At 73.0% G+C, this 23,573-nt stretch carries 26 protein-coding genes; 15 read left to right on the top strand and 11 right to left on the bottom strand.

The features are described 5' to 3' along the window. Positions 1-43 precede the first annotated feature (43 nt). The gene (locus IF30_RS50210; RefSeq protein WP_051710314.1) at positions 44-1,984 is read left to right on the top strand and encodes an ATP-binding cassette domain-containing protein; all 1,941 of its coding nucleotides are present in this window, start codon (positions 44-46) and stop codon (positions 1,982-1,984) included. On the opposite strand, the gene IF30_RS47810 is transcribed toward IF30_RS50210, so the two are convergent. Together IF30_RS47810 and IF30_RS43590 are read right to left on the bottom strand one after the other, a co-directional pair. Further along, complete coding sequence (locus IF30_RS47810) at positions 1,966-2,121, bottom strand: hypothetical protein (protein ID WP_158835072.1); 156 nt, start codon at positions 2,119-2,121, stop codon at positions 1,966-1,968. The genes IF30_RS50210 and IF30_RS47810 overlap by 19 nt on opposite strands. A gap of 4 nt (positions 2,122-2,125) precedes the next feature. Continuing rightward, positions 2,126-3,586, bottom strand: coding sequence for a helix-turn-helix domain-containing protein (locus IF30_RS43590; protein WP_030237502.1), 1,461 nt, complete (start codon positions 3,584-3,586; stop codon positions 2,126-2,128). A gap of 207 nt (positions 3,587-3,793) precedes the next feature. Between IF30_RS43590 and IF30_RS49295 the strand changes: the two genes are divergently transcribed. Next, positions 3,794-5,035, top strand: coding sequence for an endonuclease domain-containing protein (locus IF30_RS49295; protein ID WP_030237499.1), 1,242 nt, complete (start codon positions 3,794-3,796; stop codon positions 5,033-5,035). A gap of 105 nt (positions 5,036-5,140) precedes the next feature. Here the strand turns inward: IF30_RS49295 and IF30_RS0114920 are convergent, their stop codons facing one another. After that, a complete protein-coding gene (locus IF30_RS0114920; RefSeq protein ID WP_030237496.1) occupies positions 5,141-5,449 on the bottom strand; it encodes a hypothetical protein in 309 nt (102 codons plus the stop codon). Between the two features lie 5 nt (positions 5,450-5,454). Beyond that, the gene (locus tag IF30_RS0114915; RefSeq protein ID WP_030237495.1) at positions 5,455-6,840 is read right to left on the bottom strand and encodes a hypothetical protein; all 1,386 of its coding nucleotides are present in this window, start codon (positions 6,838-6,840) and stop codon (positions 5,455-5,457) included. 346 nt (positions 6,841-7,186) lie between these two features. On the opposite strand from IF30_RS0114915, the gene IF30_RS0114910 reads away from it, so the two are divergent. From IF30_RS0114910 to IF30_RS44570, 10 genes are read left to right on the top strand one after another with little or no spacing between them, the layout of a single operon-like run. Beyond that, the gene (locus IF30_RS0114910) at positions 7,187-8,035 is read left to right on the top strand and encodes a sugar phosphate isomerase/epimerase family protein (protein ID WP_030237492.1); all 849 of its coding nucleotides are present in this window, start codon (positions 7,187-7,189) and stop codon (positions 8,033-8,035) included. A gap of 11 nt (positions 8,036-8,046) precedes the next feature. Continuing rightward, complete coding sequence (locus IF30_RS0114905) at positions 8,047-8,967, top strand: Gfo/Idh/MocA family oxidoreductase (RefSeq protein WP_234322703.1); 921 nt, start codon at positions 8,047-8,049, stop codon at positions 8,965-8,967. Then, positions 8,915-10,147 (top strand): methionine adenosyltransferase, encoded by a 1,233-nt coding sequence (locus IF30_RS0114900; RefSeq protein ID WP_030237487.1) that lies wholly within the window; start codon positions 8,915-8,917, stop codon positions 10,145-10,147. Before IF30_RS0114905 ends, IF30_RS0114900 begins: the two co-directional genes overlap by 53 nt. After that, positions 10,144-11,022 (top strand): hypothetical protein, encoded by an 879-nt coding sequence (locus tag IF30_RS0114895; protein ID WP_030237484.1) that lies wholly within the window; start codon positions 10,144-10,146, stop codon positions 11,020-11,022. The genes IF30_RS0114900 and IF30_RS0114895 overlap by 4 nt, the downstream gene beginning before the upstream one ends. Further along, positions 11,019-12,071 carry a glycosyltransferase gene (locus IF30_RS0114890; RefSeq protein WP_051710311.1) on the top strand — a complete coding sequence of 351 codons (1,053 nt, stop codon included), beginning with the start codon at positions 11,019-11,021 and terminating at the stop codon, positions 12,069-12,071. The genes IF30_RS0114895 and IF30_RS0114890 overlap by 4 nt, the downstream gene beginning before the upstream one ends. Then, a complete protein-coding gene (locus IF30_RS0114885; RefSeq protein WP_030237479.1) occupies positions 12,068-12,808 on the top strand; it encodes a coenzyme F420-0:L-glutamate ligase in 741 nt (246 codons plus the stop codon). Before IF30_RS0114890 ends, IF30_RS0114885 begins: the two co-directional genes overlap by 4 nt. After that, positions 12,805-13,557: an NAD-dependent epimerase/dehydratase family protein gene (locus tag IF30_RS0114880; RefSeq protein ID WP_030237476.1), complete on the top strand. Its 753-nt coding sequence runs from the start codon at positions 12,805-12,807 to the stop codon at positions 13,555-13,557. Before IF30_RS0114885 ends, IF30_RS0114880 begins: the two co-directional genes overlap by 4 nt. 49 nt (positions 13,558-13,606) lie before the next feature. Further along, the gene (locus IF30_RS0114875) at positions 13,607-14,152 is read left to right on the top strand and encodes a GNAT family N-acetyltransferase (protein ID WP_030237474.1); all 546 of its coding nucleotides are present in this window, start codon (positions 13,607-13,609) and stop codon (positions 14,150-14,152) included. Between the two features lie 58 nt (positions 14,153-14,210). Beyond that, entirely contained in the window at positions 14,211-14,888 is a 678-nt protein-coding gene (locus IF30_RS0114870) for a DUF402 domain-containing protein (RefSeq protein WP_030237471.1), read from the top strand. Then, on the top strand, positions 14,885-16,165 hold the full coding sequence (locus IF30_RS44570) for a GNAT family N-acetyltransferase (RefSeq protein ID WP_063752632.1): 1,281 nt from the start codon (positions 14,885-14,887) through the stop codon (positions 16,163-16,165). The genes IF30_RS0114870 and IF30_RS44570 overlap by 4 nt, the downstream gene beginning before the upstream one ends. Before the next feature lie 313 nt (positions 16,166-16,478). Here IF30_RS44570 and IF30_RS47805 read toward each other — a convergent pair whose 3' ends face one another. Continuing rightward, complete coding sequence (locus IF30_RS47805; protein ID WP_158835070.1) at positions 16,479-17,117, bottom strand: hypothetical protein; 639 nt, start codon at positions 17,115-17,117, stop codon at positions 16,479-16,481. Between the two features lie 49 nt (positions 17,118-17,166). Next, positions 17,167-17,703 carry a hypothetical protein gene (locus tag IF30_RS0114850; RefSeq protein WP_158835068.1) on the bottom strand — a complete coding sequence of 179 codons (537 nt, stop codon included), beginning with the start codon at positions 17,701-17,703 and terminating at the stop codon, positions 17,167-17,169. A gap of 301 nt (positions 17,704-18,004) precedes the next feature. Here IF30_RS0114850 and IF30_RS0114845 point away from each other — a divergent pair, with 301 nt between their 5' ends. Next, a complete protein-coding gene (locus IF30_RS0114845) occupies positions 18,005-18,322 on the top strand; it encodes a hypothetical protein (RefSeq protein ID WP_030237458.1) in 318 nt (105 codons plus the stop codon). 51 nt (positions 18,323-18,373) lie between these two features. Here the strand turns inward: IF30_RS0114845 and IF30_RS0114840 are convergent, their stop codons facing one another. Next, positions 18,374-18,766, bottom strand: a complete 393-nt coding sequence (locus IF30_RS0114840) for a hypothetical protein (RefSeq protein WP_158835066.1) — start codon at positions 18,764-18,766, stop codon at positions 18,374-18,376. 120 nt (positions 18,767-18,886) lie between these two features. Here IF30_RS0114840 and IF30_RS0114835 point away from each other — a divergent pair, with 120 nt between their 5' ends. Continuing rightward, complete coding sequence (locus IF30_RS0114835) at positions 18,887-19,876, top strand: ATP-dependent DNA ligase (RefSeq protein ID WP_158835064.1); 990 nt, start codon at positions 18,887-18,889, stop codon at positions 19,874-19,876. Between the two features lie 87 nt (positions 19,877-19,963). Continuing rightward, complete coding sequence (locus IF30_RS0114830; RefSeq protein ID WP_234322702.1) at positions 19,964-20,314, top strand: hypothetical protein; 351 nt, start codon at positions 19,964-19,966, stop codon at positions 20,312-20,314. A gap of 51 nt (positions 20,315-20,365) precedes the next feature. On the opposite strand, the gene IF30_RS0114825 is transcribed toward IF30_RS0114830, so the two are convergent. The 4 genes from IF30_RS0114825 to IF30_RS47800 all read right to left on the bottom strand — a co-directional run bounded on the left by IF30_RS0114825 (position 20,366) and on the right by IF30_RS47800 (position 23,313). Continuing rightward, complete coding sequence (locus IF30_RS0114825; RefSeq protein ID WP_030237447.1) at positions 20,366-20,779, bottom strand: hypothetical protein; 414 nt, start codon at positions 20,777-20,779, stop codon at positions 20,366-20,368. A 138-nt stretch (positions 20,780-20,917) separates the two neighbouring features. After that, positions 20,918-21,469, bottom strand: coding sequence for a hypothetical protein (locus IF30_RS0114820; protein ID WP_158835062.1), 552 nt, complete (start codon positions 21,467-21,469; stop codon positions 20,918-20,920). A 37-nt stretch (positions 21,470-21,506) separates the two neighbouring features. Then, positions 21,507-22,253, bottom strand: a complete 747-nt coding sequence (locus IF30_RS0114815) for a hypothetical protein (protein WP_030237442.1) — start codon at positions 22,251-22,253, stop codon at positions 21,507-21,509. Beyond that, a complete protein-coding gene (locus IF30_RS47800; RefSeq protein WP_030237439.1) occupies positions 22,243-23,313 on the bottom strand; it encodes a hypothetical protein in 1,071 nt (356 codons plus the stop codon). Before IF30_RS47800 ends, IF30_RS0114815 begins: the two co-directional genes overlap by 11 nt. Between the last annotated feature and the right edge of the window lie 260 nt (positions 23,314-23,573).

Here is a 23,573-nt window from a genome sequence, read left to right as displayed (position 1 = left end):
GTATGGCCGTGTCCACCCGTATGGGTGAAGCGTTGCGGCAGATGTGACAGACACACAGCTCCGAACCCCGGCCCCCCGCACCCCTGTTCTGGAGCGGATCGGGCTCCGGCTGCGCCGCCGGCGCACGGCACCCGGTCCGCTCCCCGCCTGGCAGCTCGGCAGCGAGCGGCACGAAGACCGCGCCGACGGCCTGCTCACCATGGCCCGCACCCTGCCCCGCCTGGCCCGCATCGCCCTGGGCCTGGCCTGGCAGGCCGATCGCACCGCGCTGCTGCGCCTGCTCGGGCTCCAGCTCGCCGCCGGGGCGCTGACCGCCGTCGGCCTCCACCTCACCCGCGCCGCGTTCGCGGTCCTGTTCGCGGCGGGCGCCCCGCTGGAGCGGCTCGGCCGGGCAGAGGCCACCCTGCTGGCCCTGGTCGCCGTTGCCGCCGCACGCTCCCTGGCCTCCGCCGCCACCCTCGCCCAGGCCGCCCGCCTCGGGCCGGCCGTCGACAGCCGCGCCGAACTCGCCTACCTGGAAGCCGCCACCCGCGTCCCCCTCGCCGCCTACGACAACCCCGCCTGGTGCGACCACGGCGAGGCAGCCAACCGGGCCGCCAAGGACGCGCACCTCATGCTCGAATCCCTCACCGCCGTAATCGGTGCGGTCCTCGGCATCACCGCGGCCGGCGGCATCCTGACCGGCCTGGACCCGCTGCTGCTGCCCCTGCTGCTGCTGGCCGTCCTGCCCAGGGCCTGGGCCGCCGCGCACGCCGCCCAAGCCGCCCACCGCGCCGACCGGCACGCCGTCGGCGACCGCCGCACCCGCCACATCCTCATGTACCTCGCCTCCGGCCGCAGCACCGCCCTCGACGTGCGCGCCGCCACCATGCGCCCGTGGCTGCTCGGCCAGTACCGGGCCGTCAGCCGCCGCCTGGAGGACCACACCGCGCGCATCGGCACGGACAACGCGCTGCGCCAGCTCGGCGGCGACGCCCTGGCCGGCGCCGCCGCGCTCGGGGTGTACGGGGCGCTGCTGTGGCTGACCGTCCACGGCCGCATTCCGACCGCGGACGCGGCCACCGCGCTGATCGCCGTCCAGACCAGCCGGGCGCTGCTGAACGGCCTGGCCACCGGGCTGACCACCTCCTACCGGATGGGTCTCTACCTGGGCGACTGGGCAGATTTCCTCACGGACGCGAAGGCCCGCACCGCCCTTCCGGCCGCCCCCGCCCCGGTTCCGGTGAACCCCGCCGTCATCCGCGCCGACCGGGTCACCTTCGCGTACGAGGGAGCAGCCGCCCCGGTGCTGACCGACATCTCCCTGACCGTCCGCCGCGGGGAGGTCCTGGCGATCGTCGGCCACAACGGCGCCGGGAAGTCGACCCTGGCCAAGGTCCTCGCCGGTCTCTACGCGCCTGCCAGCGGCACCGTGACCTGGGACGGTACCGACCTGACCGCCACCGATCCGGACGAGCTGTTCTCCCGCGTGGCGATGCTGCCCCAGGACATCGCCCGCTGGCAGGCCACCCTCCGGGAGAACATCACCCTGGGCCAGGGCGACCAGGGCGACGGGGCTGTTCTCGCCGCAGCCCGTGCCGCGGGTGCCACCGAGGTCATTGACTCGCTGCCGGACGGCCTGGAGACCCACATCCGGCCCTCGCAGTCCGGCGGCCGGGACCTCTCCGGGGGGCAGTGGCAGCGGATTGCCGCCGCCCGCGCCTACGCTCGCAACGCGCCGGTGCTGATCTGCGACGAACCGACCAGCGCGCTCGACCCACGGGCGGAGCAGGCCGCCTACGACCGTATCCGCGAGCTCGCCGCCGGACGGACCGTCATCCTGATTACGCACCGCCTGGGCTCGACCCAGCACGCGGACCGCATCGTGGTACTCGACCACGGCCGCATCCTGGAGGAGGGCGGGCACGACGAACTGTTGGCCGCCGGCGGGGAGTACGCGGCGATGTGGACCACCCAGGCGCGCGCCTACGCCCCTGTCCCGTAGCCGCAGCCGGTGCCGGTGGCGCGCGTGGCCAGCAGCCGGCCGGCCAGGCGGGTCTGTGGCACGGCGGCCGGCCCGGCCGGGGACTGCCCGAAGGAGCGGACCGCACCGGCCGAGGCGTTGGGGAACCGGCTGTTCATCGGGTCATCCCCGTGGCGAGGACCGGGCAGTGAGCCTGGCCGCGATGCCGGTGAGCGATGCCGGGTTCGGGGCCGTCTGGATGAGGTTGGCGGCTTGGGCCCCGTGCAGGTTCTCGGCCAGGACGTAGAGGGCGGACCTTTCGTCGTCGGCCGACAGGTCCGGGCAGTAGGTGGCCACGACCACCGCCTCCGGCTTCGGCCACTCTCGCGGATCGTTGCTGGTGGGGCCGACGATGGTGATTTGCCACTCCCGGTCGAGATGGTCGACGGCGCGGCGCTCGTCGCTGCCGAAGGGAGACCGCGCGGCTGCGCCCCATTCCAGTTCGGTCTTCCACGGCGCAGCCAGGGGCGGGTTGGCCTCGTAGAAGGCGTTCGTGTCCGTGTAGAGCCGCGGCGGCGTCAGCGCAGCAGACAGCGGCCCGTCCAGCCACTGGTCGTAGAGCGGGTCCAAGGCGGCGTACTCGCTGCGCCACTGGGCGAACGCCGGATCGGCGGCGAGCGCGGAGAACAGCGCGCTGGCCCGGTCGGCGAGTTCGGCGAGTTCGACGGCGAGGTAGCGCTCGCCGGCCCGACCGACGTCGGCGGTCCCGCCGTTGCGGCTGAGGGCGGCGCAGCGGCGGGTGGCCGCGTCGAGCTCGGCGCGGGCGCGTTCGACGTGGGGGTCATCGCTGGTCCGGTTGTCGGTGCGGGCGAGGGCTTCGGCTTCGCGGAGGCGGGTGGCGGCTTGGTCGCGGTGGTCGGCGGCGGTGAGGGCCTGGTGCAGGCGCTCTACGCGGTCGCGGAGGATCGCTTCCTCCGCTCGAAGGCAGCACGCGATGTGGGCCCACACGGTCCGGGTGAGGCGCGGCTCGTCCTGTGGATCCGTCTTCCTGCGGCCCGCAGGTCCGGCGGTGGCGCCGGTGTCGATGGCCCGGGCGAGCGTGGTGGCGGCCTGGCCGGCACCGATGCCGACCTGGAGCATCTGGTGGATCAGTTCGATGTCGCGCGCGTTGCCGAACTGCTCGAAGGTCCGCTGGAGGCGCTCCTCCACGCGGCGCGTGTCCCGCAGGAGGTCCTGGATCTCGTAGTAGTGCAGAAGCGCGTCCGACAGGCGAGGGCCGTCCTGCTCGGAGGGCCGGTCCTGGAGTTTCTCCGGAGCGAGGTGAGGCGGGAGCAGCCGTGCCAGGTCCTGGTCCGCCACAGTGAAGCGCTCCGCGTTGTAGCTGAGCAGCGTCTCGATGGAGCTCTGGTGGCGCGGCTCCGGACGCAGGTAGACCTCCAGTCGGTAGTCGCTGTTGCCGACGATGTTCTGCAGGTCCGCGAAGGTGGGCTCGCGCTTGCCGAGCTCGTAGCGGTTGAGGGCCGTCTGCCCGATCCCCGCGGCGGCGGCCAGGTCGCTCTGGCTGAGGTCGGGGGTGCCGGTTCTGGCCCGCCTGATCAGCGAGCTCGCGCTGATCACGGCGTTCGGGTCCGGGTACCTGGCCATGTGTCGCTCCCTCAGCATCGGCATGCCATTTCGGCTCTACTCTATGCCAATTTGGCATGCGATGGTGCCGACTTCAACGGCAGCCCGACCGACTGCAGCGGTCGAGCGGGGCCCGATGACGACCGTCACCAGAGGACGGGCCTCCCGTTGGCTTTGGCTCCGGCTACCCTGCGGGGTGTTGTCAGTACGTGCTGGCACCCTGCCCCCGTGCTGATACCCCTCGCCGACGCCCGGACGACGGCCGCGTCCGTGCTCACCGCTCCCGCGCTGCGCTTCGCCGCCGACGGCCTCCACTCCAACTTCCTCCGCGAGACCGGCCACATGTACCTGGGCGCCACCGCGCTGCCCGGCGTCAAGCGCGGTGGGGTGTGGCACGTCGACCAGGCCCTGCTCGACCGAGCGCTGCAGGAGCTCGCGGCGGTGGCAGCCGCACCGGGCCGGCTCGTCCCGCTGGGGCTGCCGTGGACGGAGCTGAACCGGGGCTGCCGCTTCGACGACGACTGGCGCCTGGCCGTCCAGGGTGAACTCGTTGACCGCGCCGCCCGGGTCCGCCGCCGCGTGCCGGCCGCGGACCTCCTCGACGCCGGACTCGACCCCGCGGTGCAGCGCCTGGCGGTGAAGGAGCTCAGCCGGCTGCTCGGAGGTGTCCGGGAGCCCGACGGCCGTGGCCCGCTGGTGGTGGCCGGCGTGGTGGTGATGGAGGTGGTGCGCCGCCGGGCCGGGGTGTGGAGTATCCCCGCGCGGTGGGCGGAGGTGCTGGACCGGTGGCGTGCCGAGCACGTGGCGCTGCTGGCGCGGGCGCAGCGGTGTGCGGGGTGCGGTGCGGTGGAGGACCTCTCCGGGCGGACGGTGGCGGGCCGGGCGCTGCAGAACCTCGACTGGCGGTCCTCCGGTGCGGACGGCTGGATCACCCAGTGTCCGGCCTGTGCCGGCGGCGAGCACCGCTTGTACGGCGGTTCGATGCGGGGCGTGCGCTACACCAGCGAGCGGCGGCGGGCGACGCGCGCCGACGGCTACCTCTGCGTGGTGTGCGGGGTGCGGCAGGCCGCCGTCTGGGACCACTGCCACGAGGCGGGCCACGACTTCGTCCGCGGGCCGGCCTGCGCGAGTTGCAACCAGGACGAACGTGCACAGAAGGGTATCTGGCGGACCTTTTGGAATCATGGTCTGGCGGTACGGCACCTGCTGGAGTGCAACGGCTGCCGTACCACCGGCGGCCTTCCGCCCCGGCACCTGTCCGCGCTGGCCGCCGCCCGGCTCAGCGCCACCGCGCGGCACGGCCGATGCACCGCCGAGCCCTCGACCGTCCTTGAGCAACTGCCGGAAGGCGGCTTCCTCGCCCGGCTGCACTGCGCAGCCCACCCCAACCGAGAGGTTCGTTGGGAGGAGACCGTCGACGCGGCGACGGCCCTGGAGTGGGTCGCGGACCTGGCGATCGAGCACTCCTGACCCTCGGGTCGAGGGGCTGCCGGCCCGGATCCGCTCGTCGAGTGGCCGGTAGCCTTGCGCCAGTACGGCAGAAGGCAACCGACCGGCGGAGGTGGAAGAGCCGGTCTACTCCGTCCGCCGTCTCCACTTGGGTTCCGGCACCAGCGCGTAGGCGAAACCGCCGAGCATTGAACCGAGGACCGCCATCCAGAACTGGGTGCTGCTGCACTGCCCGGCGAACCACTGGTAGGTGATCCAGGCGAACACCATCAGGTGGATCACGGAGAGCACGATGACCGCGATGCTGATGGCGACGACGGCCTGCGGGGCACGGCGCCAGCCGCGTCGGGCCACTTCTCTCTGGGCTGCGGCTGCGGCGGGGATCAGCGTGATGAAGGCGGCGATGTAGATCGTGAAGGACGGATCACTCACCATCGCAGCTACGCGGCCATCGCTGTAGAGAGCGGAGCCCGGGACATCAAGTCGGCCGCCCGGGTTCGGAGCTGGCTGACCTCTGGGGCGCGGTAGCGGTCGGCGGCGGCGAGCAGGGTGTTCATCCGGCTGGCGACCAGCGCGGAGTCCAGTCCGGCGGAGTCGAGTGCCTGCTGGCCGGCGGCCGCGGCCCGCTCGGGCTCACCTTCGTCCAGGAGGGCGGCGGCGAGGCCGATCCGGTCCATCACCCGCACTCGCTGGTAGCCGGGGGCCCGCAGACGCAGAGCGGCTTCGAAATGCGGGCTGGCGGGGTGCCCCCGGTAGCCCTGGTGGGTCAGGTCCCGGGCGCTGACCGCCCGGGCGCCGGCGTGCTCGGCACCGTCGAAGTACGCCAGCCAGGCGGGGGCGGGAGTGCTTGCCGCGTCGGCGAGCAGCTGGTCGGCGTGGTCGAGATGACGGGCGGACTGCCGGGGGTTGCCGAGGGCGGCGTGGACGCGGCCGGTCTGGGACTGGATGAGGGCACGCACCAACGGCTGCCCGTCGCGGTCGGCCTTCGCGGCGGCGACGTCGAGCAGGCCCAGCGCGTCGTCGAAACGCCCGAGGTAGATCATCTGGTGGGACATGCGGGTGACGATCTCCGGTCCGCGTCCGGGTATGCGGGCCTGGACGGCGGCGTGTATGGCATAGCTCCAGTAGCGCTGGGCGGTGCCGTAGCGTCCGGCGTCATGGCTGACCCACCCGGCCAGGGCAGCCAGGTCGGCGGTGGCGGCGAACACCCGGGGGCGCAGGCCGGTCGGGACGCCGTCTTGGATGCGGCGGGCCACCTCGGCGAGCAGTCCGACGATGGCGGTGCGATAGATGCCGCTGCCCGGTCCGGCCTCCAGGTCGGTGAACATTCGGGTGCCGACCTCGAGGGCGGTGGTGCTGTCGGCGTCGAAGCCGGTCGCAGACTGGGCGAGGGTGCGGGAGGTGCCGCCGAGGAGGTGTTCGGCGAGGGCCACCAGAGTGGTGCCGGCGGCGAGGGTCAGGGCTTCGCGGCGGTCGAGCATCAGCAGGTCCATCCGGGTCCATCCGGCCAGAGTCGCCGCCGCGGGTTCGGTGAGCAGCGGTACCTGGATCGTATCCAGCGCGACGCCGGTCGGAACCAGGCCGAGGTCACTGGGCGTCAGGGAGTGCCCGAGTTCGTCGCCGAGGACCTGGGCGAGGAGTTCGGGCACCGGCGGGCGGGGGTGTTCGCCGTCCAGCCAGCGGCGTACGCGGGTGGTGTCGGGTGCGACCTGCCGGTGTCCGGATCGCAGGGCGAGTGCGGTGATGCGGCGGGCGATCTCCCCGTGGGACAGCCCACTGGCCGTCACCCACGCCTGCAGTTCCGCGTTGACGGTGCCCTTGCTCATGGCCCCCCCTGATGGCTACTCACCGTAACTTTTCCGCGACGGTTCGCGACCCCCACGGTACTGGTCCAGGGCGTTCGGCGGGGCGGATTCTAGGTGGGCGGCCAGGGACACGGCAGCCGTCGCCAGCGGGAGTTCGCTCGCAGGCGATGGCCAGTGCCGGCCCGGCCGCCCGGGCCGCCTCGGCCCACCTCACCCCTTCACCGAGAGGAGCTCCGCCATGTCTCCGCAGCCTCCGCCGCCCCCGTACCCCGGCCGCTGAGCGGCACCCGGTGCAACACCCTGGCGGGGCGGCCGAGCGGAATTCGGCCGCCCCGCCAGGGGCCCTTCCATCCTGACGGAGGATCACATGCAGAGTCAGCCCACCCTCGTGCTCAACCCCGACGAACTCGGTCAGAACCCCGACCTGGGTATGGACCTCGCCGTCTCGCTGGGCATCCGCGACCTGGAGCTGCGGACCGCCTGGGGCCGCAACCTGCTCCTCGCCGACGACGACCGGCTCAACGGCCTGCGCTGCGACGCCACCGCCCGGGGGCTGCGGGTGGCCGCGCTCGCCGCCCCGTTGTGGAAGTGGTGCCGGCCCGAGGCGACGCCCGGCCGCGTCGACTCCTTCGGCTTCCCCACCCAGGTCGCGCCTGCCGACCGCGAGCGCTGGATCGACCGAGCCCTGACGGTCGCACAGATCCTCGGCGCTCCCCGGGTGCGGGTCTTCTCCTACCTGCGCGTCGAGCCCGCGCTCACCGAAACCCTCGCCGACGACCCGCTGCTCCCCTACGCGCTGGACCGAGCCCGCGAGGCCGGGGTGCGGCTGCTGCTGGAGAACGAGCCGGTGTGCACGGTCTTCCGGCCCGACGCCCTCCTGGAGATCCTCGGCAAGCACCCGGAGCTGGGCCTGTGGCTGGACCTAGGCAACCTCCACGAAGTCGGCCAGGCCACCGCGGCCACCGTCAAGGAGCTGGCCCCCTTCACCGAGTATGTCCACATCAAGGACTGGCGGGCGCAGCCGGAGGGCACGTTGGAGTTCTGCGCGGCCGGCAGCGGTGACGTCCCCTACCTGGAGCTGCTCACCGCGTTGGAGGAGGTCCGGGCCGGGCTGCCGTACGGGCTGGAGACGCACGTCAAGGGCGATCCGGCCGCCGCGCTGGCCGAGGGGGCGGCGTTCCTGCGCGCCCGGGCGGCGGGCGGCGGCTCGTGCTGAGGGTGCTGCTGGTGGGGGCGGGGGAAGTCGGCGCCAAGCACCTGCAGGCGCTGCGCTCCACACCCGGGCTGGAGGTGGCGGCGGTCGCCGACCCACACCCGCAGTTGACGCTGGAGCGGGGGCTGCCGCTGTTCGCCGGGTGGCGGGCGGCGCTCACCGTGCTGCAGCCGCAGCTGGTCATCGTCGCCGCGCCGCCGTCGGTGGCGCTGACGGCCGCCAGGGACGCGGCGGCCACCGGCGCGGTGGTGCTGGTGGAGAAGCCGGTCACCCTGGACGCGGCCGATCTGGCCGCCCTGCCGGGGGACGAGCGGATCTACGTGGCCTTCCAGCCGCACTTCGCACCCGGCCTGCCGGAGCTCCTGCTCGATCCGCCGTCGATCCAGCACGCGCGGGTGAGCCTGACCTGCCGCCGGGATAGGGCGTACTACCGGGGCTGGCGGGCCCGCTTCGGCACCGCCGGCGGGATCCTGCACCAGCAGGCCATCCACGGCCTCGCGCTGGCCCTGCGGCTGATGCCCGGCAACCTGGCTGCACCGCCCGTCGCGCGCACCGAGCACCACCGGGCCTTCGCCGACACCGAGGACCGCGTCACGGCCCGCCTTTCCCTGCCGGGCGGCCGGACGATCGCGGTCGACGCCAGGGTCGACGACGACGGCCCCCCGCTCCACCACGTCGACCTCGAACTCGCCGACGGCACCGCCCTCGCCGTGCGGGGGCGCAACCTCGAAGCCGGACTCGGCGACCTTGCCGCGGCCCCCGACCACCAGCAGCTGCGCCGCGACCTCTACACCGCGCTGACGGCTGTCGCCCACGGCGGCCCGGCGCACCCCAGCCTGTTCCCCCTTTCCGACCTGCGGCGCCACCTGGAGGCGATCCACGATGTCTACGCCCACGCCGAGCGCGTCCTCGCCCCTGCTGCCGCTGCCGCTTGACCAGGGGGTGGAGGTCGTCGAGCGCAAGGGCCTCGGCCACCCGGACACCCTCGCCGACGGCATCGCCGAGCTCGCCTCGGCCCACTACAGCCAGTACTGCCTGGACGCCTTCGGCGCGGTGCTGCACCACAACTTGGACAAGGTCGCCGTCCTCGGCGGCCGGGCCGCCTTCACCGACACCGGCGGCAGCTACGACCGGCCGCTGCGGGTGGTCTTCGGCGGCCGGATCTCCACCAGCTTCGAAGGCAGGCCGATCCCAGTGCGCGAGATCCTGGAGCGGGCCGCCCGCGAGCAGCTGCAGCAGGCCCTGCCCGGCTTCGAGCGGGTCGAACTGCAGATCCGTCACGAGACCACCGACAGCAGCAAGTTCCCGACCTGGTTCGCTCCCCGGTCCCTGGCCGACCTGCCGGAGCGCCCCACTGCGTTCTCCAACGACACCGCGCTGCTGGTGGGCACCTGGCCGCGTACTACCGCCGAGACGCTCGCCCTGGCCACCGAGGCTTGGTGGCGGCGCTGCCCGTGGGCGGGCAGCGACATCAAGGCCCTGGTGGTGCGGCGCGGCGGGGAGTTCTCGGTGACCTCATGCGTCCCCGCGCTGGCCGGGCACCTGGGCAGCGCGGCCGAGTTCGCCGACGTCCTCACTGCGGAGGCGGACGCGCTGACCGCCGAGCTCGGCAAGCGCCTGCCCGGCCCCGTCGACGTCGTCGTCAACACCAAGGGCAGCCGCGCCGAGCCGCTGTCGAGTCAGTACTTCACCGTCTCGGGCAGCGCTGTGGACTTCGGGGAGGACGGCATGGTGGGTCGCGGCAACGCGCGCAGCGGCGTGATCAGCGGGGCCCACGGCGCCGGGAACGAGGCTACCTTCGGCAAGAACCCGGCCTACCACGTCGGGAAGGTCGGCGGCTGGCTCGCCGACGAGGCCGCCCGCGCCGTCGGGATGCGCTTCGGTCCGTGCCGCGTCGCGCTGATGTGGCACAACGGCTCCCCCTACGACCAGCCCGCCCTGCTGCAGACCACCACCGCCGACGGAACCGACCAGCCCGAGGCCATCGACTTGGTCCGCGCCGTCCTCGCCCGCACCGACTGGGTGCACGACCTGGTGGAGAACGCCCGCTACCTGCCGCGCATCGAGCCCCTCGATGGGCTGCTGGCCGACCTCGACCGGGCACCAGGCGCATGAACACCACGGCGGCCGTGACCACCGGCCACGTCACCGCCGTCCTGCGCCTGCCCGACGGCGCGGACCCGACGGCCGCCGCCCGGGCGGCCCGCATGCTGCCCGGCGGCTGGCACCTCGGCCCGGCCGCCGGGCCCGTCCTCCTCGACATCACCTCCGGCCCCTGCTCCGTCAGCGCCGACGACCACGCCATCCGCCTGAGCCTGCCGGCCCGGCAGCTGCGCACCGACACCCTGGCCTACGTCACCTACACCGCGCTGGAGCGGCTGCGCCAACAGCAGCACCGGGTGAGCGTGCACGCCAACGCCGCCGTCGCCCCCGACGGCCGGGCCGTCCTGCTGCTCGGCAGCAAGGGCACGGGCAAGACCACCACCACCCTCGCCCTCGGCGAACTCGGCTGGACGCACGCCGGAGACGACCTGGTCGTCCTCGCCGAAGACGCCGACGGCACCCTGAGCGTGCTGCCCGGCAAGCCCACCGCTGCGGTGCGCCCGGCCGACCCTGCGCTGCACCACCTGCCCAAGCCGATCGTCGACCTCGCCCCGTTCGCCGACCGGCCGACGCCGCTCGCCCTGATCGTGCGCCTGGGCGTGCACCCGGCGGCCGGCTCCGGGCGACTGCTGGCCGCGACGCCGTTCAGCGTGAACGAGCGGCTGCGCCTGCACGAGATGCTCGCCCGCTACATCTCCGGCCTGCCCACCCCGCTGACCGGCGTCAGCGGCACGCCGTACGGGCCGGTCTGGCCGATCGACACCCCGGACTGTGCCCGCTGGCGCTCCCATCTGCTGGACCGCTTGGAGCGCACCCCCTACCTCTACCTACAGGCGGCCGGCGCGCGGGCCGCCGCCGAACTGATCGCGAGGGAGTACAACCGATGACCCGCTCCCCCGGTGTCGCCGTGCTGCCCAGCCGCAACGAGCCGGACACCGTCGCCACCGTCACCAAGGCGGTCGACGCCGCCCTCGACGACGCCCGCGCCCTGATCGTGCACGCCGACTCCTCCGACACCCCGGCCACCGCCGCCGCGTTCGCGGCCACCGCGACCCGCTCCCGCACCCTGCAGTTGACCGACCTGCCCCGCGGCAAGGGCGCCCAGGTCCTCGCCGCCCTGCACCGCGTCCGCCCCGACGGGCCGGTGCTGCTGGCCGACACCGACACCCACCACCCGGACCCGGCCGTCTACCGGGCGCTGCTGGACGCGGTGCGGGCCGACGCCGGGCTGGCCATCGCCGACTACCCCCGGTTCTGGGACGAGGCGAACCTCACCGTCCACCTGGCCCGGCCGCTGATCGCCGCCACCACCGGCTTCGACGTCCCCCAGCCGCTGGCGGGAGACGTCGCGCTGTCCGCCACCGCGGCCGACGACGTCCTCGGCGCCGCTCCCAGCGCGGACCGAGAGCTCGCCGACGCCGTGGCCGGGTACGGCATCGACGCCTTCCTCCTGCTCGCCTCCGCCGCCCGCCACACCATCACCTCGGTCCGGCTCGACGCCCCCAAATTGCACGCCCCCTCATTCCCGCACCTGCCCACGATCTTCGCCCAGGCCGTCCCCGTCCTCCTCGCCTACGCACCCCGCCACGCGCCCCAGCCGGCACCCGGGCCCGCCGACTACCGGGTGGCCGACCGGCCGCTGACCGGCGAGCGCCTGCAGCAGATGCTGACCGCGCTGGATTCCCTCGGCCCGACCGCTGCGCGCTACGATGCCCACCCGTGGCCACACCACGTAGCCGCTTCCTGGCAGATGGTGATCAACGGGGCCACGCCCCGCACCGCCGCCGCCTACCTGTGGCCGCACTACCTCGACCGCGTACGGACCTGGCTCACCACCGCCCGGGCCGCCGCCCCCGAGCAGCGCGCTCGCCAGCTCGCCATCGCCCACGCCGACCTGGCCGACCACCTGGCCACCGTCACCCGGAGCACCCGATGACCACCACCGCGCTCTCCGCCTTCGCCGTGGAGCCCTTCCCGACCGTCACCGAAGGCGACGACCTCGCCGACCTCATCACCACCGCGCTGCGCGAGCAGCAGGCGCAGCTCCAGGGCGGCGACATCGTCGTGGTCGCCTCCAAGGTCGTCAGCATCGCGGAGAAGCGCCGGGTCGACCTGGCCACCGTGACACCCGGCCCGGAGGCCCTGGCCCTGTCCGCCGCCACCGGCAAGCCCGCCGAGATCACCGAGCTGATCCTCGCTGAGTCCGACGAGCACTTTCTGGCCACCCCGAGCGGCCCGATCATCGCCCGGCACCACCTGGGCTACCAGCTCACCTCCGCCGGGATCGACCGCGACGGCCCGGACGGCGCGTGGCTGCTGCCCGCCGACCCGGACGCCTCCGCCCGCCACCTACGCGACGCGATCATCACCGCCACCGGTGCTCACGTCGCCGTGGTGATCGCCGACTCCGACGGCCGGGCCGACCGGCGCGGCGCCACCGTCATCTCCATCGGCGCCGCCGGCATCGCCCCGCTGCGCGTCACCGAACACACGGAGCCTGGCGGCAAGACGAAGCGGCAGGAAGAGACCTTCACCGACATGGTCGCCGCCGCCGCCGGACTGATCCTCGGCCAGCGCGGCCGTGGCGCCCCGGTCGCCGTCCTGCGCGGCATCGCCTACGAGCCGAGCGACGACGGGGTCCGCTCCATGCTGCACCACGGCACCCGCCCGTGACCTGGCTCATCACCGGCGCAGCGGGCGGCATCGGCCTCGACCTGGCTCCGCGCCTGGCCGCCCTCGGCATCCCGCTGCGCCTGACCGACCTGCGCCCGTCGGCCACCGTCCCGGCGGGCGCCGAGTTCGTCCCGGCCGACCTGCGCGACCAACAGGCCGTCACCGCCGCTGCCGAGGGCGCGAGCGTGGTCGTGCACCTGGGAGGACTCAGCCAGGAAGCCCCGCTCGCCGAGATGCTCCAGCACAACATCACCGGCACCCACCACGTCCTGGAAGCCGCCCACCGCCACCGCGTCCCGCGCGTCGTCCTCGCCAGCAGCCACCACGTCGTCGGCATGCACCCCGCCGGCCACCCGCTGTCCCCAGGAGCCGAGCTCGCCCCCGACTCCTTCTACGCCGTCAGCAAGGTCGCCGTTGAAGCCCTCGGCCAGCTATACGCCCGCAAGTTCGGGTTGGAGGTCGTGGCGCTGCGCATCGGCAGCCACCGCCCGCGGCCCATCGAGCCCCGGCACGCCGCCACCTGGCTCAGCCCCCGCGACAGCGCCGCGCTCATCTACGCCGCCGCCACCCGGCCGCTTCCGCAGCCCTACCTGTCGGTGTTCGGTACCTCCGACAACCCCGGCAGCTGGTGGCCCCGTACCGGCTGGGACGTCCTGGGCTACCAGCCAGTCGACTGCGCAGCCGATCACCCCCGCCTTGACCCGCCCACCGACCGCTGGCAAGGCGGGGCCTTCGCGGAGAGTGCATGATCTCGTCTCGAGTTGACGCCGTCCTCCCGCCCGTTGCCTGAAGGACCACATGAACTCCGCCCTCGCCCTGCAGCGCTACGGCGCCGGAGACACCACCGACCTGCTCGACACCCTCGCCGACGTCTGGGCCGAAGCCCATACCGGCCACGACGACGTCGCCGCCGCCGGGTTCACCCCCGACACGCTGCGCCGCCAGATCACCGGCCACGCCCGCCACGACGGCTTCGTCCTCATCGCCGCCTACGCCGAGGGCCAGCTCGTCGGCTTCGGCTACGGCTTCCGGTGCTCCCCCGCCTACTGGTACGGCGAGCAGCTCCGGCCGGTCATCACCCCCGAGGCCCGCGACACCGACAGCCTCGCCGGGATCTGCGAACTCGCCGTCCGCACCGGCTGGCAGGGCCGCGGCGTCGGCACCGACATCCACACCGCACTGCTGGACGTGCTGCGCACCGAATGGGTGTCGCTGCTCGCAATGCCGGGCAACGGACCCGTCAGGCGGCTCTACGATCGCCTGGGATACCGGTACGCCGGCCCCTACAGCCCCGGCCCCGACGGACCGGTGCTCGACCTCCTCCTGCTCCGCACGCCCCTCTGACCGGCGCAGCGCACCGGGCCCGGCCCGAGGCGGCGGCGGCCCGACACCCCGGAGCGCCATGACCACCGCCACCGCCCGGTTCACCCCCGGCAGCACCGCTGTGCGCCGCGACATCCACCAGGGGCGCGTCTGGTCCGCCCAGCCCTACCGCACCCTCACCGACGACGGCGACGTCCTCGAACTCCTCTACTGGCCCGGACTCACCAGCCTCGGACCAACCACGTGGTCGGACGCGATGCGCACCGGCGACCACGCCCTGCGCCAGTCCGGCCTGGAAGACCTCGCAGCCGGCGACTGGCAACTCGGCCCCTGGGTATGGGAGAAGACCACGCTTCGCTCCCGCTTCGAGGCCGGTGCTTACTTCAGCGTTCACACCTTCCAGGACGCTGCGACCGGCGAGCCGTTGCGCTGGTACGTCAACTTCGAACTCCCCTACACCCGTACCCAGATCGGCCTGGACACCTTCGACCTCTTCGTCGACTTGGTCGTCGAGCCCGACCTGAGTTCGTACCGGTGGAAGGACACCGATGAATACCGCCAGGGCCGCCGCCTCGGCCTGATCGACGACCACCTGCACGTCCAAGTCGAGGCCGCCCGCGAGCAGGCCCTCGGGCTGCTCCAGGACCGTCGAGGGCCCTTCGCCGACGCCTGGCCAGCCTGGGCACCGGATCCCGCCTGGCCGCGCCCGCAGCTCCCCCACGATGCGGGCGACTACGCAGCCGGCGATGCGAGGTGAGCCCCGCCGTTGAGCTGTTCGACGCCCAGCACCTGGAGCTGGTCGAAACCGCGGCACCCGTCCTCTCGGCCGAGGAGCGGGCCACCATGGACCGGATCTGGGCACGAGACACCGCCGGGAACCCGGCCCTGTTCGACGGGCCGGCAGTCGCCTGTGTCGCGCTGCAGGTTGGCGCCTCTGGGCGGCCGGTCCTGTCCTGGGCACCGGTCACCTACCGGTACCGGGCGCTGCGCCTGATCCCGAGCGCATGGAAGCCGTCGTCGGTCTTCGTGACCGTCCTGCAGCGGGTGACCGGTGGTGGCCTGGTGGTGGGGCGCGAGGCCGGCTGGACGGCGCACCCGGGCCGATGGCAGCTCCCGGGGGGAAGCGTCGAACCACCACCGGCCGGCCAGCCGCTCGACCTGGCCTTCCTGCGCCGACATGCCGCCCGCGAACTCGCGGAGGAAGTCGGCCTGCGGACCGACCCCGACGACCTGCAGGCGTGGGCGATGTCCCAGGGCGAGCACGGCAACATCGGGATCCACTTCGCGGCTCCGCCCGTACCGGAAGCCCTCCTGCGTCGGCACCACCAGGAACTGCTCACCACGCTGGCCGCCGGTGCCGAACCAGAGCTGGAGCAGATCGAGGTCGTAACCTCCGCGGGGCAGCTGCCCGCCCTCGGCCTCGTCGTGGACTACCTGCCACCGCTCCTCGCCCGTTGGAGCGCCGCCCGCCCGCAGGCGCGGACCGGCGAGACCCCGCAGTGGCGACCGGCCCGGTGGCCGGCGGCGCTGGCTACCGACCGGCTGCGGCTGCGCCCCGTCGAAGTGGGAGACCACCCGTTGCTGCGGACCCTGTGGTCGGACCCGGCCGTCCGGCGCTACCTGGGCGGGCCCGTCGACCCGGACCAGGTCGGCCAGCGCCTGGCTGACGCCCCCGGGCGGCCCGGGCACTTCACGGTCACCCTCGACGGGGCACCGATCGGCAGAGTCACCGTTGACCAGGACCATCGTGCCGCGGGCCGGGCCGAGGTCTCCTACGAGTTCCTGCCGAGCGCCGGTGGCTGCGGGCTGGCCGCCGAGGCCGTCGCCGAGGTTCTGCGCTGGGTGCGGGCCGCCGAACCGGAGCGGGAGATCGTGGCGGTGACCCAGGCCGCCAACGACCGCTCCCGGCGCCTCCTGGAGAGGCTGGGGCTGAGCGTGACGGGGCACCTCGTTGAGTACGGAGCGGAGCAGGTGGAGTATGTCTTGGCACCTGGCGTGCCGTCACGGGAACTTCCCGCCGGGCCTCCGTCGTAGGGAGGCCCAGCGCGTCCCGACCACCACCCGGCCGACCGAGCTCGACGCCCAGTAGAGGTGCTGGCAGAACGGCCCTCAGCGCGCCGCTCGGCCCGTGCCGGCCTCCTCCAGGGAAGAGCAGCTCCTCCACTCCGACTCCAGTTGCCTCGCGCCGGTTCAGTACCGGCCGAGGGCGGACCGGGTCAGCGAGCGTCGGCGGCGGTGCGCGGCCAGAGCTCGTGGCCATGCCGCAGGATCAGGTCGATCTCGTCGGCCACCGCACCGGGCTCCTCCCACCGGCTCTTGAGGCTATGGCGGCGGGCGGCAGCCCAGATCAGCCCTGCTCGGGGAAGAGCAGCTCCTCCACGCCGACCGCCGCTGCATCCCGCCGGTTCAGCGCCTGGTTCAGGAGATCCTCCGCCTCGTGCAAGTGGTCGATGACCTGCTGCGCGTGGAGTTCCTCCTCCCCGCGGTCGGCGCCGTCCGGCCTCGACCGAAACCGGATCGCCTCGTCGGCGGCCTCCAGCAGCTTGGCCGCTGCGGCGGCGAAGCCCTCCTCGATCCGGCCGCCGCCGGTGTTCAGCGCCACGGCACCGGGCGGGGAGAAGTCGCAGGCAAGCACGGCCAGGTGGCCGTCCGCCCGGCCGAGGTGGCCGAGGACCCCGGCCTGGTGGTCCTCGACCACGGGCCAGGCCCCCGGCGTGGCGTGCTCCGAGATGGTCAAGACGGTGGCTTGGTCCGCCGAGGACAGCAGGTTGTAGCTGGCATGATCGGCCGCACGGCGAAGGTGCGCGGCGAGCAGCCCGGCGCGAACCTCATCGTCTTCGTGCTCCAGCGCGGCCGGGATATCGACGCCCAATGCCGCCAGCGCGGAACGCAGTTGACCTTCGGTTGGGTTCAGAGTCTTATACACGCCGCGATTGTCCCGCAGCCATGAGTGGCGTAGTGGTGTCATCACCACATCGAGTGACATCCAGAACGGGCACCGGTTCAGCAGTCGTGCTGTGCTCCGAGACGTCAAGCTACTGCAGATCGATGGCTGGGACGGGCCGTGCTGCGGCGAGGATGGCGGCGCCGGCGGCGGTCAGCTCGGCGTGACCGTCCCGGCCGGTTCTGATCCAGCCGGACAACAGCAGGTCTGCGGTAACCCGGGCGTCGGCCGGCTCGTCGGCAGCGCGCCACCGGCCCCGCCGGTGCAGCAGCAGTCCATCACCCGCGGCGGCCAGCAGCGCGGTGTCGGTGTCGGTGAGCTTGCGGTCCGCAGTGATGTGCACCGCGACGTTGCGCGCCCGGGCCGCGTCGACCTGCTGGGTCACGAGGCCGTCCACGGCGTCCAGGGCGAGCCGCATGTCCAGGTGCGCAACGGCTTCGGCGTCCTCGTCGCAGGTGATGTCGGTATGGGTCAGGCGCAGGCTTCCCGGCCCTTCGCCGGGTTCCAGGACGTAGCCCGAGCGTGCGGGCACCACTTGGCCGTCATGCCGATCAAGCGGTCGGTACGGTACAAAGCCTGCGGCGCGCAGCGCGGAGTGGACCGTCGACTGCCGGGGCTGGCAGGTCACTCGCATGTCTCTGCTCCCCTTCGCCTTTCTCTTCTGCGCCCCACCGACCCTACGGTCGCCGATTTGCCGCCCGGGCAGGACTGCGGCCGACTCCACTCGAAGGAGTGGCGTAGCGGCACAGCCCGTCAGCGCGGAGGCCCCCCGGAGCGAACCCTGCCAAGGCGGTTCCCGGCTGCACATCTGGTGGAGTGAGGGGCGGAGGCGGCTGTCCGGGTGATCTTGGCGAACCTGCGCACGGTCTGCGCGGTTGGCCAGGCGCCTGCCGCGAGTCCCGCAGGCATCCGAACTTCCGGGAGGGACGATGCGTCACCCGAGCCGAACCGTCGTTGTCGCGGCAGCGGCCCTGTCGATGCTCATCGGCACCAGCACGACGGCGGAGGCCGCCTCGACCCGCACAATGACCCGCGGAGTGGACGGCTGCTTCGCATACTCGTACGAACCGGGCTTTGCCACGACCACGGTGTACTTCCACAACCGGTGTGACGAGCCCAGGTACATCAAGATCGCGTGGAAGTGGGTCGGACTGAAGGCATCACGGATCCGGGTCGACGGTGACGGTAAGGGGAACGAACAGCGGCGTAGCGAGCCGGATTCGGTCTGGGACGACGGCGCCGCTTGAGCCCTGGTCCAGCCAGCGATGTCGGCAGCACGGCGGCAGCTCCGGCCATGGCTATCCGACCGGGCGGCGTCCGTTCGGGACGATGTACGGGCGCAGCAGAACGGCCAGGCCCATGGTGACGCCGAAGGCCGCTGGCCCGGCCAGGCCCAGTAGGACCTTTCGGGCGGTTCCGTCGAGCAGGCTCTCCGCGATCAGCATCAGGCCGATGGCCAGGGCGACCCCACCGGCCAGGAGGAGCGCGAGCCGGGCACCGACCGGCAGCCACGCTGGGCCGGGAACCTTGAGCACGTCGTGGGCGTGCAGAGCATGGCCGTGGAAGTCCCCCGTGACAACGCCGCACTGGCAGACCAGATGCGGGACGTCCTCTCCGGCGAGGGCCGAGGCGACGGGGTCGGTCTCTCGTATCGGCCCGTGCCGTCCGTCGTCCATTGGGGGCCTGCGCACCAGCATCGACTCCTCCGTGAACGGCCCCGCTGTCGGAATGCATGCTGGGCAAGGGATATCAGGCTACAGCGGCTCTGAATGGTGGCAGGGCGATCCTGGAAGGAGCGGGAGGAGGTAGCTGTGCCGAGGACACGGAAGGCGGCGGTGGGCCCGGGGTGCACGCCCTTCGACCTGCCGGTGGAACTCGCGCTGGCCCACCCGGTCACCGCGGTGCCTTCAGCCGGGGACCGTCGGTGGTTCGAGCCGAAGGCCGACGGTTGGAGAGTCTGCTTGCGGACCGGCCCACGTGCTGCCGTGTTCAGCCGCCACGGCACCGACCTGACCCGATCGTTCTCCGACATCGCGGCTGCGGCCTCCGGACTTCCGGAGGCGGTCGTGGACGGGGAGCTGCTGGCCGTGAAGCCGGACGGATCTCTGGCCTTCAGTCTGCTGCAGACCCGAGCGGGCGCACGCGGCCCCCGCCCCCGGGAGACCTTCCACGTCCAGGTCGCCGCCTTCGATCTGCTGTCTTTCGCTGCGGAGGACCTTCGCCCGCAGCCTCTTGCGGAACGCCGGTCCCGGCTGTTCGAGGTGCTCCCCGCTGGCGGGCGAATCTGGCCGCTGCCGACCACCACTGACCCAGAGCAGGCCAAGCGCTGGTTCGGATCGCTGGGCGGCGGCATCGAGGGCTGCGTGGCCAAGGACTCCACCCAGCCGTACCGGCCGGGACGCCGCTCCGACTGGCTGAAGTATCGGGTGAAGGACAGTACGAGCGCCGTCGTCCTCGGCATCACCCCGGGCGCGACCCCCGCCTCCCAGGGCGCCGTCCTCGGGCTGCCGGACAGCAGGGGCCGTTTGCGCCCGGTCGGGGTCAGCCTCCCCCTGCCGCCCGCGGTACGGGCGGAGCTGGCCTCCCGCCTGCAACCGGCCGCCGTCGAGCTGGCTGAGCTGCCCGGCACCGTTGGCGGTCTTCCCGGCAGCCCCCCAGTTCTCTACCGGCCGGTCGTGCCGACCATCGTCGTCGATATCGAGGTCGACGCCGGCCAGCTCGAATTCGGGCGCTGGCGCCACCGGCCTCGTGTCCTGCGCACCCGCCCCGACCTGGAGGTGGACGACCTTCTCCCGCGTTGACGTACGTCGTCCTCGATCGGGTGACCCAGGCGCTGCAGAGCCCGGTCGTTGTCGGGCCCTGCGCCTACCGTCCTGAGCATGACCTCCGTGACCACAACCTCACTGTCCAACACCACAGTCCGGCCCTACCCGGACTCCGCCGGCCACCCCGCTCTCAACGGCGCGCAGATCACCCACGTCACCAGCGGGCTGCGCACTGCCCTGATCGAACTGGGGGCGTACCTGGACCCGCCCGGTGCAGCGCTCGACCCCGACGGTGCGGCGTGCGAGGCGCTGCGCCTGGTGGTCGCCGCCGCCTACGACACCGCCGAGCCGGGCGAGGAGCCGGGCCTGCTCTTCGTCACCCCGTCCGTCGCCCAGCTAGGTCACCGCCCGGTGTGGCTGAGGCGGGGGCGCGACGGCTCGATCACGGCGGGGTTTCCGGCCGACCACCGCTAGCCGCCAGCCGGGGCGGGATCCGCGGCGCTTCGCCGAACTCGGCAACAGCTCTCAGTACAGGGTGGACAGCGCGGTGAACACCGCGGCGGGCGGCGCGGTGACCTGCACAAGTCCGTTTAGCTCGTCAACCGTCCACCCGGCCGCGGTGAGGGCGTCGACACAGGCGGTGAGCTGTTCAACCCTTGTGATCCCTTCCGCCCATGCCTTGTCCTGCAGCACTCGCTCGCGCGCCTCCGGACCGGCGTCGGCCTTGGCCACCTCTTGCGGTGTCAGCAGGCCGGGCGCGGTGATGAGGATGGGGAAGCGGGGGTTCTCCGGTGTGACGTTCAGGGCCAGACAGAGCTCGAACCCTTGGATCTCCACCCCGGAGCCTTTGTCCTCGTAGGGAGTGCAGCCGGCCTCCAGCAGGATGACCCGGGCCAGACGGATCAACGCCCTATTGAAGGCGTAGTAGTCGCCCACCATCGGCCGCTCCCCTTCGATTGGATGGGACAGGTCTATCACCGCAGGGTTCGCGGCCGATCACCGCTGACTGTCCGCCGCGGGCGGGACCCGAAGCCGACGGCGCGGCGGCTGCTGGGGGTCACCGCGCCGTGCTCGCATCTAGAACAACTCGTCGGCGGCCAGGCAGAAGCGGCCGCCGTGCCAGAACAGCGGGACATCGAACGGACTGTGCTCGGGGCAGTCGTCCCGTACGGGCGCCAGTCCCCCGCACGGCGCTCTGCCGCAGGTGCACGCAGGTCCGGGCGGCGTCAGCCCGGTGGCGTGCGAGTGGACGGTCTGCGGCTCGAGTTCGACCAGGTCCGCGCAGTCGACCTGTTGCTGCTGGCGGGGTGTCTCAGTGGTCCGGTCGCGCAGGCCGTAGGTGCCGTAGCGATCCCGCCCGGCCGGACCGGGGGCGACCCGGGCAAGGACGCTCCGGCCGTAGCCGTCCAGGCCGGGGTACTCGACCTGCGGCGGGTCGGCGAACACCGTGCCAGCCCAGTCGGGGCCCGCGCCGCAGTCCGAGCCGACGACGAAAGGGCCCAGGCGCAGCGTGCCGTCCGCCCGCATCTCGGAGAGTTCGAGCAGCATCTCCAGCACCCGCGGTACGGACAGGCCTCGGCTGCCCGCGAACCTCGCCAACCGGGCCGCCATGTAGCGATCGACAGTCACCTCCAACCGCATCGTGCCGACGCGCACCGCATCCTCGTCAGGCACCGGGCACCGCCACCGGGTTGAGGTCGTACCCGAGCCGGGCGTCGACCGTGGCCCTAGCCTCGTCCAGGCGGCCCTTGTGCGGCTGCTCGCTGATCCGGCCGGTGGAGGTCCGGCAGTGATCACCCTTCTCAGCCCCGCACTGCGGCGAGGAGCACACCGTCTCCAGCACCTCCGCGCGGATCGCCTGCTCACGCTCGGCCGCGCGCCGGGCCCGGGCGGCCTTCGACTCCACGAAGGTCACCCCGGCCATCGCCTCCGGGAATCGGATCGTCTCCGTCTCCTGGCCGAACCGGCTCTGCCGCCACGCCGGGGCGCCCGGGTCGTGGGCGGCCACTCGGTCGGCGAGCATCTCGAGCTGGCGGATCGTCGGCACGACGGCCGGCCCGCCGTAGGACTCTCGCCGCTCCTCGCCTCGTGCGGCTGCTCCCCAGCGCGCGCCGTCGGGCATCGCCAAGGCCAGCGGCACGTCCCCGGCGACGATCGCCGTCAAATGTCCCGCCATCTTCGCGAAGGCGGCGAGTTCGGCGGCGCAGCGGTTCAGCGGGTCGATCAGGTCGGCGAGTTCGACCGGCTGGTCGGGTGTCTCGGCGGCGCGGGCCAGCTGGGCGAGCAGCACACCGGCGCCGGAGAGGTGGAGGGTGATCTCCTCCAGGGTGATGCGCTTGCCCGCGCGCAGGTGGGCGGTGTCGGCCGGGTCGGTGCTGGTCTGCGCGGCCTGGGGTACGAGGTCAGCGGACATCGGCGCACAGCTCCTCGGTCAGGGCCTGCTGGCGGTCGGCAGGCCAGCCGGACGCGAACGCGGCGATGCAGAACAGCATCCGCAGGACGCCGCCGAGCTCGGCGTCAACCTCGTCGCCGTCGAGGAAGTACTCGGCGCCGGGCCGGCCGGTGCCGATGTAAGTCGCCAGCAGCAGGTGTAGGACGGTGCGCGCCGGGGTCCGAACGTCCAGGGACGGCTGCTGCTGGCGGTAGTACCGTACGGAGGCCTCGCTCCCTGCCCCGTACGTCCCGCCGGAGAGCAGGTACTGGGCCAGCAGCAGCACAGCTTCGCGGATCGCGGCCGGGCCGCGCTCGTCCAGCGTGTCGAAGAGGTCATGGGCATGCTCGGTGATCTGGTCTTCGACGGTGCCGGCCAGGGCGGACTGCAGCAGCATCGGCAGCGGGATCCCGGCGGCCAACTGATCGGCGCTCAGGTAGACCAGGCCCTCGCCGGTGAAGGGGTTCTCGGGGGGCGCGGTGACCTCCGGCAGGTCGTCCTCGTCAGTGTCGCGCTCCGCCCGCTCGTCGGCGGGGGGCGCGGCGAACTCCTCGGGACCGGCTCCGAATCCGGCCCACATGTCGAGAGCGTCCTCCAGGACGTCGCGCAGTTCCTCCTCCGGCAGGCTCTCCAGGAGGGCGAGCATCGGCGCGGCCGGGGCCGGTCCCTCGAAGCCGCTCTCCCGCATCCGCCGACCGACCTCCCACAGCCTGGCGGAGGCGGGCGACATCAGTCCGGTGGACGGCAGCAGGCTGAACGGCGTCCCCGCCAGGACGGCCAGCACCAACCGGTCGCCGGCGAGGACTGCAGGGATCGCGGACTTCTGGCACGGCTGGCACCCGGCCCGGGCCGCGCCGACCAAGGCGGCGGCGGGGGCGAGGTTGACCTGCCTGGTAACGCCGTACGGACAGGAGTCCATGACCCCGAAGTCCGGGGCGGGGTGCTGGTGGCCGGTGCCAGCGGCGGCGGCGGTGTATGGGGCGCCGGTGGTGCGCTGCTTCTTGCGGGCGGCCTGCTTCTTGGAGCGGTTCTGCTTCGGCACGAGATGCCTTCCAGCGCGAGGAGGCTCGGTCCCGCGACCCGGGCGTCCACGCGCAGCATCAGCGCGGAGCACAAAAGGGTGGACCTGACGAACAATCAACTCGCGCGGTGCGGGAGCTCGTACGGCTCCTACCACCTTGACCGCTGTGCCGCCCAAGTCGCGGGGCAGGTCGGCGGGACTCGGGCTCGGCGCGCTAGCCCATACCTCTCAATAGGTACCGAAGCAGTCTAGCGGCACGGCGCCCCTGGGCAAACGATTCG

Origin of the sequence: Streptomyces sp. NRRL S-350 (assembly GCF_000719705.1) — a bacterium.
Lineage (GTDB): Bacteria > Actinomycetota > Actinomycetes > Streptomycetales > Streptomycetaceae > Kitasatospora.
Note: the sequence above shows the minus strand (reverse complement) of the source record. Positions and strands in the feature narration are given on the sequence as shown.